The organism is Hyphomicrobium sp. 802 (genome assembly GCF_000526135.1).
In the GTDB taxonomy this organism is placed as follows: domain Bacteria; phylum Pseudomonadota; class Alphaproteobacteria; order Rhizobiales; family Hyphomicrobiaceae; genus Hyphomicrobium_B.
On the sequence record NZ_JAFM01000001.1, the window covers coordinates 4,021,468 to 4,036,716 of the forward strand.

Here is a 15,249-nt window from a genome sequence, read left to right on the forward strand (position 1 = left end):
AAGATGGCCACGACAGATATAGCCGACTCCGCCGCTTCCTTCCGGCGCAAAGAGCGCGGAGGCCTGCCGAAGTTTCCTCTTGGCATACGCGCAGCGTGCCTATCGCTTGTCATCCTCGCCCTGCTGGTTGGCGTCTGGCAGCTCGCAACGGCGCCGGCCGCCAGCGTCGCGACAACAGTCGATCCTGAATACGCTGCTCTCGTTTCCGGCGCCGCTGCCGAAGGACAAAAGACCGGCTTTCCGACGCCAGCCGATTTTGTCTCGACGCTCTGGGGACAAATCAAAAATCCGTTCTATGTTCATGGCGCCAACGACCAAGGCATTGGCATTCAGCTCGGCTACTCGCTGGGACGCGTGCTGCTTGGCTATTTTCTTGCGGCAATCGTCGCGATTCCACTGGGGTTCGTGATCGGCATGTCGCCGCTCATCCACCGCGCGCTGGATCCCTTCATTCAGATCCTGAAGCCGATTTCGCCTTTGGCCTGGATGCCGCTCGCGCTCTACACGATCAAGGATTCCAGCATTTCAGCGATCTTCGTGATCTTCATCTGTGCGCTCTGGCCCATGCTGCTCAATACCGCTTTCGGTGTCGCAAGCGTGCGGAAGGAATGGCTGAACGTTGCCGCGACCCTTGAGGTCAGCCCGTTGCGCAAGGCGTTTCAGGTCATCTTGCCCGCGGCCGCGCCCACGATCATGACCGGCATGCGGATTTCGATCGGTATCGCGTGGCTCGTTATTATCGCAGCCGAGATGCTCGTTGGCGGTACCGGCATCGGATACTTCGTCTGGAACGAGTGGAACAATCTCTCGATCTCCAACATCCTGACCGCGATCTTGCTGATTGGTCTGACCGGCATGGCGCTGGACGTCATCCTGGCGCGCGCGGCCCGGCTGGTCGCCTATCGGGAATGACGTCCGCCAGCGGAAGATTGCAATCACTCACCCCAGGCCCGAACACGAGGACGCTATGGAAAAGCCACTGATCTCCATCGAAGCCCTGGCTCGGCGCTATCCCAAGCATGGCGGCGGCGAGACTACCGTCTTTGAGAATATCTGGCTGCCGATTGCGAAGGGCGAGTTCGTCTGTCTCATCGGGCATTCGGGTTGCGGCAAGACGACAATCCTCAACGTTCTAGCGGGCCTCGACAAACCGTCCGATGGCGTGGTGATCGTCGACGGCCGCGAGATATCGGGACCGAGCCTCGATCGTGCTGTCATCTTCCAGGGGCACTCGTTGCTGCCGTGGATGACAGTCCAGCAGAACGTCGCATTCGCGGTGAAGTCCCGTCATCCCGATTGGCCCAAGGCGAAAATTCTTGCGCACTGTCAGACGTATATTGATGTTGTCCATCTCAAAGGTTCTGAACAGAAGAAACCTGCCGAGCTGTCGGGCGGCATGAAACAACGCGTCGGCATTGCCCGCGCGCTCGCCATCGAGCCAAAGATGCTGTTGATGGACGAACCGTTTTCGGCGCTCGATGCGCTGACGCGCGGCTCGTTGCAGGACGAAGTCCGCCGCATCTGCACCGAAACGCAACAGACCGTCTTTATGATTACGCACGACGTCGATGAAGCATTATTGCTCGCCGACAAGATCGTGCTGATGACGAACGGTCCGCACGCCAAGATCGCGGAGATCGTCGAGAATACGCTGCCGAAAGACCGACAACCGGCGACGATGCATCGGCATGCCAATTACTATCCGATGCGGAACCATCTTCTCGATTTCCTCGTCAGCCGCTCGAAGGCATTCGACCAGGAAATCGCGGGCAAGGCCCACAATCCCATGCGGCCTCCCATCGTGCGCCCAACGGCAAAACCAATGCGGGTCGATGCCGAGAAAGATGGAGCCGCGTCCGCCGTCGACCGCGCTGCCGTAACAGCCTGAACCGAAATCCTTAGCCATCCAAACCAAAGGAGTGACGCGCATGAACCGCGCCGAAGTGACCGAACTTGTGCTTTCCGCAAAACGGATGAAGGGCCTGACGTGGGCAGAGATTCAGCAAACCGTGTCGGTCTCGACGTCACCGATCGTCGTCACAGCGGCTCTTCTCGGACAGATGCGTCTGGAGCCTGAGGAAGCCGAGCGTGCCGCGAAGCTGCTGGATCTTCCCGAGGAAGCAAAGATCATTCTGACGGAAATTCCCTACCGCGGATCGCTCCCGCAAGTGCCGCCGACCGATCCGCTGATCTACCGCTTCTACGAATTGGTTCAGGTCTATGGTACGACGTGGAAGGAACTCATTCAGGAGGAGTTCGGCGACGGCATCATGTCGGCAATCGATTTCGATATGACGCTGGAACGTCAGCCCGACCAGAAGGGCGACCGGGTGAAAATCGGCATGTCCGGAAAGTTCCTCGGCTACCGCCGCTATTAAAGCGGCGTGACCGCTTCCGCCCTCGCACGACAGGACGGATCAAACAGGGCCATCGCACGGATTTCCGCGCGATGGCCATTTCGTTTCAGTTGTCGACGAGAGATTCGTAGTTCCGGTCCGTCAACGTCTTCAGGAACGCGATCAAAGCATCGACGTCGGCGTCTGACAGCGGTCGCGCCTTCAGATTGGAGATTGCGAGATTGGCGCCGTCTTCCGGTGCGTTCCACGCTGCTCCGGTTTCCGGATTAATCTTCCCGACGCGGCCGTCTGAAAATCTCAAGTGAAACACGACGGCGGTGCGCAGCTCCTGAAAGGCGCCGTTGTGCATGTAAGGGCCGGTGACGGCAATATTGCGTAACGTCGGGACCTTAAACGCACCGTCATAGGTCGGGTCATTCGCTGCAGGATTTTGCATGAGACCATGGTCGACGCGTTGAGCGGCGCTTCCGTTCAGACGGCGAACCGCAACATTCTCCGGAACTCCCAGATTATAGTACCGGAAGTTCGTGAATGCGTCGTTGCGCGAATCTGCGACGCCCGTGCTCGAATGACAGCGGGAGCATCCCGCCCCGTTCGCGGCGAAGAACAAGTCGCGTCCCTTGGCTTCGTTTTGCGAGAGCACCGCTTCGCCTCGGAGCGACTTGTCATACCTGGAATCGAACGGCGCGAAATCGGACGTCTTCAAATAGGCGGCCAATGCGGTCTGAAGTGCCGCGAATGCCTTTGGCGTATCGTCCAAGGCGCCAGGTCCGAAAACTGCAGGAAAGGCCGCTTGATAATCCGCGCTTTCGCGAAGCCGCGCGACGACGCTTGCCTCATCTGGCATGCCCATCTCTATTGGATTGAGGATTGGGTCGCGCACTTGATCCGTTATGGTTCGCGCTCGGCCGTCCCAAAACATTCCACCTGCCGCCGTGTGCTCTGCCGAGATATGAAACGGTGGCGTCATCATGATGTAGCTGAGTGTCGGCGAATTTCTATCGCCGAGCGAGTGACCGTCTCCTCCGCGAGAAACCGCGCCTTGCACATCTCCTAGCGCACGTGGATCGGTGAACGCCAACTCCGGCGAATGACAGCTTACGCAGTTCTGCTTGCGGCTGAACGAAAGGTTTCGATCTGCAAAAAGCGCCCGGCCAAGTTCGATCGGCGTACGCAAGCTTGCGGCCTCGACAGAACGGGATGCTACCGCGGTCGCGATTGATGTGGCCGCCAAGAAGCCGATGAAGGCCCACCGTCGGCTCTTACATGCCACTGCTATGCTGCGGGACGCATTCACTTCATTTTTTTTCCGCGGCATGGATGGTCAACTTCATGGATTTATCCGGCGCCCCGCTGATCTGAATGATCGCAGGCCCAGCGCCAAGATCGTACTGCACGCTCTTGCGCAAACTTTTACAATTCTTGTCGCCGGAAAATGCGACCGTGGAAACCAACGCATCGTTCTGGACGACATCAATCCAGGCGTGGCTGGGAATCGTGATTTGATAGAGCCCGGGCTTGCCCACATCGGCAATCGAGAACCAGCCGGAAAAGCTGTTTTTCGCTATGGCTTGTTTCTTGATGCCAGGTGTCGCCGGTAGCTTGACTGATGGCGAGGGTTCGAGCGTCAGCTCGATCGCCTTATCAGGGATCGACACGATCTTGCCGCCTGTCTCCACCGCTTCCGCGTCCGGCGCGGCGACCCAACTCAATTCGGTCGCAACGGACCATTTAAAACCGGTGCATGTCTCGGCGGAGGCTACTCCGGAAAACGCCGCCACCAAGGCCGCGATCGGTAAAAGAGATTTCAGTAATGGAAAATTGCGCGACATCTCTATTCCTTATCGAAGGCCGGCGCTATCGAAGCGCCGGCGATATGTTGAGATCGTGATCCTAGAATTGCGTGCGCATGCCGACGTAGAAGTTGCGTCCCTGCTCGGGATAGCCGTCCGTCAGCGTGTAGTTCTCGTCCGTCAAGTTGCGAGCGTTGAAGATAAGGCTCGTCTTGTCGTTGATGTCGTATTCGGTCTGAAAGTTCGCCAGCGCGAATGCCCCAGTTTCGTAATACACGGTGCCGGCGGTGTTGACCGTCCAGCGATCAGTGGCGAATTCAACGTTCGGCGTGATGCTCCAGGCGTTGGTGATCTTGTACGTGGCGTAAGCAATGCCCTTCACCGCCGGCAGGCCGGTCAGCTCGAATGATGGGTTCTCGGGATTATGCACGTCACGGCGGATCCAGGTGATGTTGCCACCGACGAGCAGCGAGTCGTTCATCGCATAATCGATTGAATATTCTATGCCGTAGTAATGGCCGTCGCCGACGTTCTGGCTTTGAGTCACTGCCTGCCCATCATAGATGAACGGCACCGATTGAATGAGGTTGGTGACATCGCTGTAGAACACAGCAGCCGACATCTGGCTGTTGCGCGCGAAATTGTTGGCCCAGCCCACTTCGTAATTGATCGAACGCTCAGGCTGAAGACCCGGATTCGACGTGGCGCCGCCGAAGCGTGAGCTGAAACGCTCGAAAATCGTCGGGAATCGAGTGCGGTCGGAAACGCTTGCGTGCACCGTGCCGGTATCGTTGTAGCGATAGACGATGGCCGACTGCCAATTGAGCGCGTCGGTATCTTTCTTTGGATATTCGAACAGACCGTCGGTCGTCGTGAACTCCTGGGCCTCGTAAAGCCTGCGCCAGTCGTAGCTGATGCCAGACACGATATCGATGCGATTGGTAGCGCGGAGCGTGTTCTCGAAGGCGACGGAATAGGTGTCTTCCAGATCAGTTTGATCAGGTTCCCAGAAGCAGGGCGTGGTTTTACCGCAAGATACGCCCTTGACGTTGTAGCCTTGCGATTCCGTGTGGTTATCGCGCCGATAAAGGAAGGTTGACTTCAGCGTGTCCCACGGCGTGATGTCGAGGCCGTACAGGATGCTGCCGCCGCCCGCCCAGTCGTTATAAATACTATCGAAGGCTTTTGGAGTCTTCTGCGTGGTCTGAGCCGCATCGTCGTAGCTCATCAGGTTATCGCTGAAAGTCGTGTAGTAAACTTTGGTTTCGACGAACGACGCCGGAGAGAGTTTCGTATGTGAAAGCCAATAGATGTTTTGCTGCGTGGTGTCCGGCCAATCCCAATAGCGCTGCGTCGAGACGGGATCCGTTACGTGGTAGGGCGCGCCCTTGGAATTGTTCATTCGCACGTAGTTGATCGAATAATCGTCGGTCGCATTCGGGGTCAAACCGATTTTGGCGTTGGCTTCCCAATTGCTCTTGTTGGAATGATCGCGCTCGCCGCCGTTTTCGACCGACGTCGGCTTGAAATTGTCCGACAGGTACCAGCCATCCAAATCAAGCACAGAACCGCTGACCTGCGCATAGTATCCGCGCTGCCGCGTTCCGAACGACGCGTAGGTTCTATAACCCTCGTATTGTCCGTCACCGCCGAACATCATACCGCCTTCGATCTGGCCTTCGAACGGTTTGGTCGGCTTTTTGGTCACCATATTGATCCAGCCACCCATGCCGCCGGGTCCGTTGAGAACCGACGTGTAACCCTTCGCAATCTGCACTTCGGACAGATTGGCGGTCAGGAAGCTTGAGAAGTCGATGCGGTTATCGGCGGGACGATAGATCGGGATACCATCTATCGAGATCGGAACCTGCCAGCGGTCAAAGCCGCGGACGAAGATCAGCTGTTCGTTGCGCGTGCCGCCTGAATTCGATGCGGCGACGCCGGGAGCCAGCGACAGCGACTGATCCAAGGTCGCTTTCGAGAACGTCCACATAGCGTCGTTCGTGATCGCCGTGCCACCGACCATATCGATTTGGCCGAGGGTAAAGACGCCTGCCGATCCTGGCAGGCCCTGACTGGACGCTGCGGTATCGGTGCCGCCGTCGGCTTTTTTAGATTTGCTGGCTGTACCTTTCGACTTGCCGTCGTCGGTGCCCGCGGATGTGCTGCTGGGCTTTTGCGAAATGCGCTGTTTCGGAGCTGCCACCACGACGGGCGGCAAGGCGACGGACGATGCATCCTGAACGTTTTGTGCGGCTTCTTGGGCTTTCAGGTTTCCAGCAGATGACATCGCAAAGGCAGTGAACGCTAACACACGAACTTTTCGCCGGCACATTCGCTACTTCCCCCACTCAAATTACGCAAACGATATAGCCGAACGACTAGGTCGAAAGTTGCGGGGATGCAATACGCATGGCCAAGGCGATGGCGCCTATCGGATGCAGTGTGGCCGTTTGGTGTCAATGAACAGATTCAAATCAGTGAATCGAAATGTTGCTTCCACGTTGCCCACTTGCCGAAGACTGCGTGTGTTCGTTCGCAGTCGAGGCATGCAACTGGGTCACGGCTTCGACGACCCGCGGTGGCGTCCTGTTGCTCTCCGACACGTACTTGATTTCTACGAGCCACATGGTCCTGCCTGTTTCATGGCGCCTGCGGCTGTGATCTTGGGAGGCCAGGTCCTTCGTTGAAAGGGGCGTTCGATTAATGAAAATCTCGCGAGCCCGGCAGAATACGGACGTCGCGGGGATGGCGTGCGCGGGATGGCTGCGGATGCAGGAATTCGTCGGCGCTCGATATTTCGATCGTCGGTTCGTAGGCATCTGAAAGGCGAGAAAGCTCCGCCGTCCGGTCGATGACGCGCGCCGCCATGAGATGGATGACGTTTTCGGGACTGCGCTGCACCTTGCCTTCGATCAGCAGCAGCCGGGCGCCCATCACCTCCTTGCGGAATTTCTCGAACGTACGCACCCAAAGCACGGCGTTCGTAATTCCCGTCTCGTCCTCCAAAGTTATGAAAATGGCATTGCCCTTGCCCGGTCGCTGACGCACGAGAACAACTCCGGCGACGCGTCCTCGGCTGCCGTCACGTTGAGCTGCAAGCTCGGCGCAGGTGGCAATGCCTTCGCTGCGGAAGATATCGCGCAGACATTCCATCGGATGGCCTTTGAGCGACAAACGGGCGGTCTGGTAGTCCACCGCGATGTTTTCGCCGAGCGACATTGATGGCAATTGCGCATTAGGCTCGTCACCCAGATCCGGCTCGCGTGCGGCAGCGAACAACGGCAGTTCGTCCGCTTCCGGCAAGCGCCGCGCCGCCCATAACGCGTCTCGGCGATGAATGCCGACAGAGCGGAAGCAATCGGCATCGGCAAGCACGCGCAGCACCCGCTGCGGCAGACGGGTGCGCTGCGCCAGGTTATCGAGGTCGGCATATCCGTTGCGGCGCAGATCGATCAGCCGTTTGCACCACGCCTCCGACAAGCCGTCGACTTGCCGGAAACCGAGACGCAGCGCCGTTTTCCCGTCGCTCCCGGCGCATAGCGTATTGTCCCAGTCGCTTTCATTGACATCGACCGGATAGACTTCGACGCCGTGATCGCGCGCGTCGCGCACGATCTGTGCCGGGGCATAAAATCCCATGGGCTGTGCATTCAAAAGCGCGCACGCGAAAGCTGCCGGATAGCGGCATTTGATGAAAGCAGAGATATAGACGAGCCTGGCGAACGCAGCGGCGTGACTTTCGGGAAACCCATATTCGCCGAAGCCTTTGATCTGCTCAAAGCAGCGCTGTGCGAAATCGCGATCGTAGCCGCGCTCGACCATACGCTCGACAAGCATCGACTCGAATTTATGGATCGTGCCGACATTGCGGAACGTCGCCATTGCGCGGCGAAGCTGATTGGCCTCGGCGTCGGAGAACCTTGCCGCGACCATCGCAAGTTGCATCGCCTGTTCCTGAAACAGCGGAACGCCAAGCGTTCGCGACAGCACGTTGCGAAGCTCATCAGGATCGTGCGGCGGCGTGGGCGATGGAAAGGTTATCTCTTCCGTATTTTTGCGTCGGCGCAGATAGGGGTGCACCATGTCGCCTTGGATCGGACCGGGCCGCACGATCGCGACCTGGATGACGAGATCGTAGAATTCTTTCGGCTTCAGGCGCGGCAGCATGTTGATCTGCGCCCGGCTCTCGACCTGAAAGACGCCGATGGAATCCCCCTTCTGCAGCATTTCGTACACCTCCCGCTGCTCGGCAGGAAGATTTGCGAGATCGAAGCTCTCGCCTTCGTGCAAGCGGATCAGGTCGAACGCCTTGCGAATGCAGGTCAGCATGCCCAGCGCGAGAACGTCGACTTTCATCAGGCCGAGAACGTCGATGTCGTCCTTGTCCCACTCAATGAAGGTCCGCTTATCCATCGCGGCATTGCCGATTGGAACGAGGTCATCCAGCCGTCCCCGAGCCAGCACGAAGCCGCCGACATGCTGCGAGAGATGGCGCGGAAAACCGAGGATGCGTGTCGCAAACGCGATCGCCTGGCCGATAACCGGATTGCGCGGGTCTATGCCGGCTTGCCGGAGATGCGCTTCGGACAGTTTCGATCCCCCGCTTCCCCACACGGTTCCGGCGATGCGGCTGGTGATGTCTTCGCTCAAGCCCAGAACTTTGCCCACTTCGCGAATGGCGCTGCGCGGGCGATAGCGGATCACGGTCGCCACGAGACCCGCGCGCTCGCGTCCATAGCGCTCATAGATGTACTGGATGACCTCTTCGCGCCGTTCATGCTCAAAGTCGACGTCGATGTCCGGCGGCTCGCGCCGCTCGCTCGAAATGAAACGGGCGAAAAGCAAGTTATTGCGCTCAGGATCGACCGACGTGATCCCGAGCACGTAGCAAACGGCGGAATTCGCCGCCGAGCCTCGTCCCTGACACAGAATTTTCTGTTCATTGGCGTAGCGGACGATGTCGTAAACGGTGAGAAAGTACGGTGCATACTCACGCTCCGCGATGAGTTTCAGTTCGGCCGCCACCTGATTGCGCACTTTATCCGGGATGCCTGCCGGATAGCGCTCGGCCGCCTTTTGCCACGTCAGATGGTCGAGCCATCCTTGCGGGGTCCAACCGGGCGGAACGGGCTCGTCGGGATACTCATATTTGAGCTGCCCGAGTGAAAAGGTGATGTTTTGAAGCAATTCCTGCGTGGCGGAAATGGCGGAAGGACAGTCGCGAAATAATTGCACCATGTCCGCAGGCCGCTTGAGGTGGCGCTCGGCGTTGGCTTCCAGCCTCCTTCCTGCCGTTTCGATGCGCAAGCCTTCGCGGATGCACGTCAGGATGTCTTGAACCTCCCGTTGCTCCGGGATGTCATACAGCACGTCGTTCGTGGCAATCAGCGGCACATGCGTTAAAGCAGCGACGCTCATCAGATGATGCAGCTCTTCCCGATCGTTTCCGCGCAAATGCATTGCGGCGGCAAGCCATGTTTTTCCGGGCGCTGCTGCCGAAACAGTCCGAACATGCGCTTCAAGGCCATCGCGCACCAACGGCGGCATGACGATCAATTGCAGATCGGCGCAATCCGATAGCAAATCTTCACGTTGCAGGCTGCAATCGCCCTTCTTGGCCTTTAGCTTGCCAAAGCTGAGCAGGCGGCAGAGCCGCGCCCAACCGGCGCGGTTTTCCGGATAAGCGATGATATCCGGGGTGCCGTCGATGAAGACGAGGCGTGCACCGACGAGCAGCTTGAAATTTTTTGCGCGAGCTTTGACGGCTTCTGAAATGCCGGCCCAATCGTCGGCGTTTGCATCGTCGATCCAAGCGTATTCGCCGGGACCGGAGCCTTCGCGGACTTTTTGCGGAGCGGGCAATCCTTCGTTCCGCAAGTCTTCGAGAGCGCCGTAAGCTCTGACGACACCGGCGAGCGTATTGCGGTCCGCAATGCCTATCCCCGTATGGCCAAGAAGGACGGCGCGCGCGACGAAATCCTCAGGGTTCGATGCGCCGCGCAGAAACGAGAAATTCGTGGTGGTAGCAAGTTCGGCATAGGGCGTCATGGAAACACTCCATGCAGGAACCACCGAGGCTGCCCATCGGCCGCCGTTACGGCTGCGCGGAAAATCCAGAAGCGCCGCCCTTCAGAGCTTTCGACACGATAGTAGTCGCGCACGCCATAGTCTGACTGTGGGCGCCACCATTCTTCGGCGATGCGCTCCGGACCGATCGCGTTCGCGATGCGATGCGTAACGCGGCGCCAGCGGACGCTTTCCAGCCTATCGTTTTTATCGGCTTCGACGTCGATCGGATGCGGACGCGCATAGATCAGCGGCGGACGCAAACCGACCTTGCCCTGGATCGTCCCCTGCTCCCATTCGTGTGGCGACGCGGGAAGTGCAGCCGGAACCACAGCCTGCGCCCGTTCCGGAATATGGCTATCGACCGGCTGCAATCGCATTACGCGCTCACGTCCGAACATGATGCTTAGCCGGTCGATGAGCTGAGCGACCTTGTCTTGCTGGTCGTCTTGCGCATTGAACGTGCCCTGGCTCTCAGTCCACGGCTCAGCGCGCGTCGCCTCGAAGCAAATGAGGTCGAAGCCGAAGCCAGGATCGAGCGGGTCGGCGAGGCCATCGAGACGGTCGCGGTAGAGGCGCAAGATCACTTCAGGATCGCGTGTCGGGCGGCTGGTCTCGACGCGGATGCGGCGGATAGCGCCGTCAGCCCGAAAAAAAGTTCCCGTAAAGATGCGGCCGCCGACGCTTCGCGCTGCCAATTGATCGCAGACAGACGCAGCCAGATCGGCAAGCATATTGGCGATCACCTCATGGCTCGCCACCGGCTCGGCACAGCGCTGCTCGGCCCTGTAAGGCGCAGGCTGGCGGCGAGGCGCGATGCGCCTGTCTTCCTCTCCGAGCACGCGGGCGAGTTTGGCCGTGAAAGCCGACGAAAAACGGGCGGTGAACAGCAGCGATGGCCGGTCGGCGATCTCGGCGACAGTCCTCAGCCCGGCGCGCCTCAAGGCGGTTGCGTCTTCTTCCGCGCATTCGAGTGCCGCGACAGGAAGTGTCCGCACAAGCCTAGCGTCCTCGACAAAGCATGGATTGACGGCAGAGAAGCGCGCCAGTGCGCGCGCCATATCAGGCGTCGGAGCGACGGCAAGTTTCGCGACTGAGATGCCGGCCGTGTGCAAAACCTTCTGCAGGCGCGCGGCAAGCATCGTCTCGCCTGCGAAGAGATGGCTGCATCCCGTGATATCGAGTGCCAGACCGTCCGGCAGATCCAAGGTGACCGACGGCGTAAAAGCCAGTGCCAGATCGGCAAGATGCGCAACGAAAGCGGTATCGGCTGAGGGATCGGCCTCAATGGCGCGCAATCGCGGCATCCGCGCCCGCGCGTCGGCGAGCGTTATTCCGGCTCGCAGGCCGACGGCTAGAGCCCGGGAATCGACGGCGGCCAATTGCGAGACGCCCTTGACTTTGGCAACGAAGACCAGCGGCAGAGGTGCGCCGCCGCCGTTGTCACGCTGCCAACGATCCGACGACAGGAACGGCATCCAGAGGCATAGATACCGTCTGCGCGAAACATCGCCGCTCATGATCCCACTCCACGATACAGCTTCTCTCATCGAGACCTGACGAGCTTTTCAGCACGAACACGTCGAAGGCTGCCCGCCGCGGGCCGTTCGGCTTCATCTGAGGTGCACCCTGCACGCGCCAGCGGATTTGCGCGGCATTGGGGGCGACGCGGCCACCGTGCCGAATGAGCACGATCTCGACTCCCGACTTCTCCGCAGCAAGCTTCAATCGTCGGCTGGCCGTAAGGTCGATCGGAGTCACCGTCTCCAGGATGACGGCGTGCAGCGCACTGCAACGCGCGCCTTCGAGAGCGGCGCGCAACCCGTCAACTGGAGAACGCGCTTCCATAACGATGCAGCGCTCGGGCGACAGGCCAAGTGCGGCCAAGCCCGGACCATAGGCGTCTCCGGTTTCCGCGATTGCCGCTGCCTCGCGCACCCACAACAACATGGCATCGCGCGGCGCTGCTGCCTTCGTCTGGGTCGCCAGCATCAGGCCGAAGCCGACAGCCGCAGCAGCATGCCCCGGCCCGGCGACGACTTCGCGAAGAATGACAGGAGCTGAGGGGGCGCAAATCGAGAGCGGCAGCATGGCAAAAGAGAAAGAGCCTCAGACATAATTGTTCTCTTTTTGTTCTACAGCAGGATAGCCGCCCTGTCCAGTCCTGCTTTTGCAGTCGACAAGGCGGCGATCTCGCGAGAGATGCCGTTCAGACAGCCTCTTTCTCCAGCTTCGGTGTCCGGTGCGCCATCAGAGACAGAATCTCATCCGCCGGCCGTGGCTCGCTGAAGAGATAGCCCTGCACCTCGGTGCAGCCCTCATGGCGAAGCTGAAGCAGTTCCGCTTCCGTTTCGACACCCTCCGCCGTCGTCGCCATGCCGAGCGCATGGCCGATGCTTGCAACGGCGCGCACGATGGCGATGGAATCCGGATTGGCCTCAAGATCCTGAATGAACGACCGATCGATCTTGATCTTGTCGAACGGAAACTTCCGCAGATAACCAAGGCTCGAATAGCCCGTGCCGAAATCGTCCATAGAGATGCGGACGCCGAGGGCGCGCAGTTCATTCAGCATCGCAACCGTTGCATCCGTATCGCGCAGCAGAACCGTCTCGGTGATTTCAAGTTCGAGGCGATGCCCAGGCAGGCCTGATTTCGCCAGCGCGCCGACAACCTGAAGAACGAGCGCATTGTTCTTGAACTGCAGCGGCGAAAGATTGACAGCGACCTTGACGTCTGATGGCCATTTCATCGCATCTGCGCAGGCTTGGCCCAGCACCCAGTTGCCGATGACGCCGATCAAACCGATCTCTTCGGCGAGCGGAATGAATTCCACCGGAGAAACCATTCCGCGCGTCGGGTGTTGCCAGCGCACGAGCGCTTCGAAGCCGCTGACTTCGTTCGTGTCGAGAGAAATCAGCGGCTGGTAATAGAGTTCGAGCTCGTTACTATCGATTGCCCTGCGCAGATCAATTTCGAGCGCGCGACGTTCCTGCAGCTTGGCGTCCATACCGGGCTCGAAGAAGTGATAGATGCCGCGGCCCTCTTCTTTGGCGCGATAGAGCGCCATATCGGCGTTCTTCATCAGCTGCTCCACAGTGTCCCCGTCTAACGGGGCCATTGCGATGCCGATGCTGACGCCGACGGCGACCTGATGTCCCAACACTTCGAACGGCGCGCTCAATTCGGCAATAATGCGCTGCGCCAAGACGGTGACGCCAACAGGCTGATCGGCATCGATCTGCACAATCGCAAACTCATCGCCACCGAGACGCGCGATGATGTCATGTTTCCTGACGCAAGCGCGCAGCCGATCCGCTACAGCCTGAAGCAAGGCGTCCCCGACGGGATGCCCAAGCGTATCGTTGACCGTCTTGAAGTTGTCGAGGTCGAGACAAAGAATTGAGACGGTGTGATCGTGCTCGGCACCTTTAAGCGCCATTTCCATAGCCTCGTGGAACCGCACTCTGTTGGGAAGGTCGGTCAGAGCATCATGATGTGCCATATGGGCGATTTTCGCGTCCATCTTGCGCCGCTCGGTGATGTCTTCATGAATTGCGATGGAGCCGCCGTCGCGCATCGGCTGATGGGAAATAGCGATGACCTGGCCATCGGTCAGTTCTTCGATCCGATAGATTGGATCGCGACCGGTGGCCGACTCGATATGATCGACCAAAGCCATTTCCTGGAATTTCGAGAAACGGCCGTTCTTGCGGCGCTCCCGCAATATCGATCGAAGGGGCGTGCCCGCGACGGTCAGCTCGGGCTTCAGGCCGTAAAGCTCGGCATAGCGCCGGTTGCAGATGATGAGATTTTGCTCCGCGTCGAACATGCAGAGCCCCTGAGGCAAATTGTTGATCGCAGCATCGACGCGTGCGTATTGAACAGCCAGCGACTCTTGCGCCTCGGCAAGCTTCGTCAGCATCGATTGGAACGAACGCGCCAGCGTTCCGATCTCGTCGGAGCGGCCGAGCACGTTCTCATCGAGATCCAATGACATCGCCCCGCCTTCGCGAACGCGCAGAGCAGCTTCACTGAGATGACGAAGGGGACGCGCCTGCGAATAGTGGACGAGTGCCAACGCCAATATGACGATCAACGACGTGCCGATCGCCAAAATCGCTACGATGACCTCAGACATCGAGTTCTGCTCGGTTTCCGCCTGAGCAAGAACTTCACGCGATTCAGCGCCGAGGAGATTGGTCAGCCGGTTCATCTGCCCTAGCGCGTCGTCGAGCGCCGCATCGAAACGGAGATCGAGCATTTCATCAGCGCGACGTTGCTTGTCGCTTGAGAGGATCGCATCGCGAAGCGAACGTACGGTGCCTTCGAGATACAGCAGCTTGCTCTGGATGACGTCGCAATCTGCGCCACGCGCGGGGAAATAATCGGCGACGGCGGAGATCCAGCGGCGTGCAGCCGCGATTTGATTGATGGCTTCTCGGCTGGCCATCCGCGCATCGTCCAAGTCCGATGCGGACATGCTTTTATAAACAGCCAAGCCGACATCGTTCAGGGCCGCCTTAGCATCGGACAACGCGAGGCGCGCGGGTCCAACACGCTCAATCATTGCGCGATTAACCCGATCGAGACTTTGCGCCCCTTCAAGCACGAAGAAGTTAGCGAGCGCCGATAGCGCACCAAGGGAGACGATAAGCACCGCGGCTTTGGCGGCGATGCCGAAGCGGAAAACGATAGGCACTTTCATGAGAATCTATGCTGCCAGTTGGACCGGCGCCGGCATTAGAGCAAAAGTGTTTTATCTTCACTAACGTGTTGAAAATAATACCTAATTCACTTTCCAATATGTCAGTTTGATGACAATGAAAAACGCGCAGAAAAATGATGTCTAGGCGGAACATGCCGAGCAATCTCTTCGGCGTCGGCGCGTCGCTCGCTACTCCGACGGCGGCCCTCATGCAGGTCTTCCAACCACCACGAGGTCGACGCCACGTAGACAATGATCGATACAAGCGCAGCTTAAGAATGTTGCGTTAGCGCCAACAAAGAGCGTCACGCCGGGCTCAAAC

10 protein-coding genes are annotated in these 15,249 nt (G+C 59.0%); 3 read left to right on the forward strand and 7 right to left on the reverse strand.

The genetic code is table 11. From position 1 onward, the window contains the following. Positions 1 to 3 precede the first annotated feature (3 nt). The 3 genes from ntrB to cynS are packed head-to-tail and all read left to right on the forward strand — an operon-like array spanning position 4 to position 2,378. The gene (gene ntrB, locus HYP802_RS0120405; RefSeq protein ID WP_013949585.1) at positions 4 to 912 is read left to right on the forward strand and encodes a nitrate ABC transporter permease; all 909 of its coding nucleotides are present in this window, start codon (positions 4 to 6) and stop codon (positions 910 to 912) included. 55 nt (positions 913 to 967) lie between these two features. Continuing rightward, the gene (locus tag HYP802_RS0120410) at positions 968 to 1,888 is read left to right on the forward strand and encodes an ABC transporter ATP-binding protein (protein WP_013949586.1); all 921 of its coding nucleotides are present in this window, start codon (positions 968 to 970) and stop codon (positions 1,886 to 1,888) included. 40 nt (positions 1,889 to 1,928) lie between these two features. Further along, complete coding sequence (cynS, locus tag HYP802_RS0120415) at positions 1,929 to 2,378, forward strand: cyanase (RefSeq protein ID WP_013949587.1); 450 nt, start codon at positions 1,929 to 1,931, stop codon at positions 2,376 to 2,378. A gap of 85 nt (positions 2,379 to 2,463) precedes the next feature. Here cynS and HYP802_RS0120420 read toward each other — a convergent pair whose 3' ends face one another. The 7 genes from HYP802_RS0120420 to HYP802_RS0120450 all read right to left on the reverse strand — a co-directional run bounded on the left by HYP802_RS0120420 (position 2,464) and on the right by HYP802_RS0120450 (position 14,927). Further along, complete coding sequence (locus tag HYP802_RS0120420) at positions 2,464 to 3,534, reverse strand: cytochrome c peroxidase (protein ID WP_244420923.1); 1,071 nt, start codon at positions 3,532 to 3,534, stop codon at positions 2,464 to 2,466. 121 nt (positions 3,535 to 3,655) lie between these two features. Further along, positions 3,656 to 4,189: a hypothetical protein gene (locus HYP802_RS0120425; RefSeq protein ID WP_013949589.1), complete on the reverse strand. Its 534-nt coding sequence runs from the start codon at positions 4,187 to 4,189 to the stop codon at positions 3,656 to 3,658. A gap of 61 nt (positions 4,190 to 4,250) precedes the next feature. Beyond that, the gene (locus HYP802_RS0120430) at positions 4,251 to 6,464 is read right to left on the reverse strand and encodes a TonB-dependent receptor (RefSeq protein WP_244420924.1); all 2,214 of its coding nucleotides are present in this window, start codon (positions 6,462 to 6,464) and stop codon (positions 4,251 to 4,253) included. Positions 6,465 to 6,853: 389 nt separating this feature from the next. Continuing rightward, positions 6,854 to 10,201 carry an error-prone DNA polymerase gene (locus HYP802_RS0120435; RefSeq protein WP_013949592.1) on the reverse strand — a complete coding sequence of 1,116 codons (3,348 nt, stop codon included), beginning with the start codon at positions 10,199 to 10,201 and terminating at the stop codon, positions 6,854 to 6,856. Next, complete coding sequence (locus HYP802_RS0120440) at positions 10,198 to 11,739, reverse strand: DNA polymerase Y family protein (protein ID WP_244420925.1); 1,542 nt, start codon at positions 11,737 to 11,739, stop codon at positions 10,198 to 10,200. Before HYP802_RS0120440 ends, HYP802_RS0120435 begins: the two co-directional genes overlap by 4 nt. Next, positions 11,663 to 12,310: a hypothetical protein gene (locus tag HYP802_RS0120445; RefSeq protein WP_013949594.1), complete on the reverse strand. Its 648-nt coding sequence runs from the start codon at positions 12,308 to 12,310 to the stop codon at positions 11,663 to 11,665. Before HYP802_RS0120445 ends, HYP802_RS0120440 begins: the two co-directional genes overlap by 77 nt. Positions 12,311 to 12,428: 118 nt before the next feature. Continuing rightward, entirely contained in the window at positions 12,429 to 14,927 is a 2,499-nt protein-coding gene (locus tag HYP802_RS0120450) for an EAL domain-containing protein (RefSeq protein WP_013949595.1), read from the reverse strand. Between the last annotated feature and the right edge of the window lie 322 nt (positions 14,928 to 15,249).

Coding starts and splice junctions, on each gene's coding strand:
- ntrB (WP_013949585.1), top strand. CDS start 4: ATGGCCACGACAGATATAGCCGACTCCGCCGCTTCCTTCCGGCGCAAA.
- HYP802_RS0120410 (WP_013949586.1), top strand. CDS start 968: ATGGAAAAGCCACTGATCTCCATCGAAGCCCTGGCTCGGCGCTATCCC.
- cynS (WP_013949587.1), top strand. CDS start 1,929: ATGAACCGCGCCGAAGTGACCGAACTTGTGCTTTCCGCAAAACGGATG.
- HYP802_RS0120425 (WP_013949589.1), bottom strand. CDS start 4,189: ATGTCGCGCAATTTTCCATTACTGAAATCTCTTTTACCGATCGCGGCC.
- HYP802_RS0120435 (WP_013949592.1), bottom strand. CDS start 10,201: ATGACGCCCTATGCCGAACTTGCTACCACCACGAATTTCTCGTTTCTG.
- HYP802_RS0120440 (WP_244420925.1), bottom strand. CDS start 11,739: ATGAGCGGCGATGTTTCGCGCAGACGGTATCTATGCCTCTGGATGCCG.
- HYP802_RS0120445 (WP_013949594.1), bottom strand. CDS start 12,310: ATGCTGCCGCTCTCGATTTGCGCCCCCTCAGCTCCTGTCATTCTTCGC.
- HYP802_RS0120450 (WP_013949595.1), bottom strand. CDS start 14,927: ATGAAAGTGCCTATCGTTTTCCGCTTCGGCATCGCCGCCAAAGCCGCG.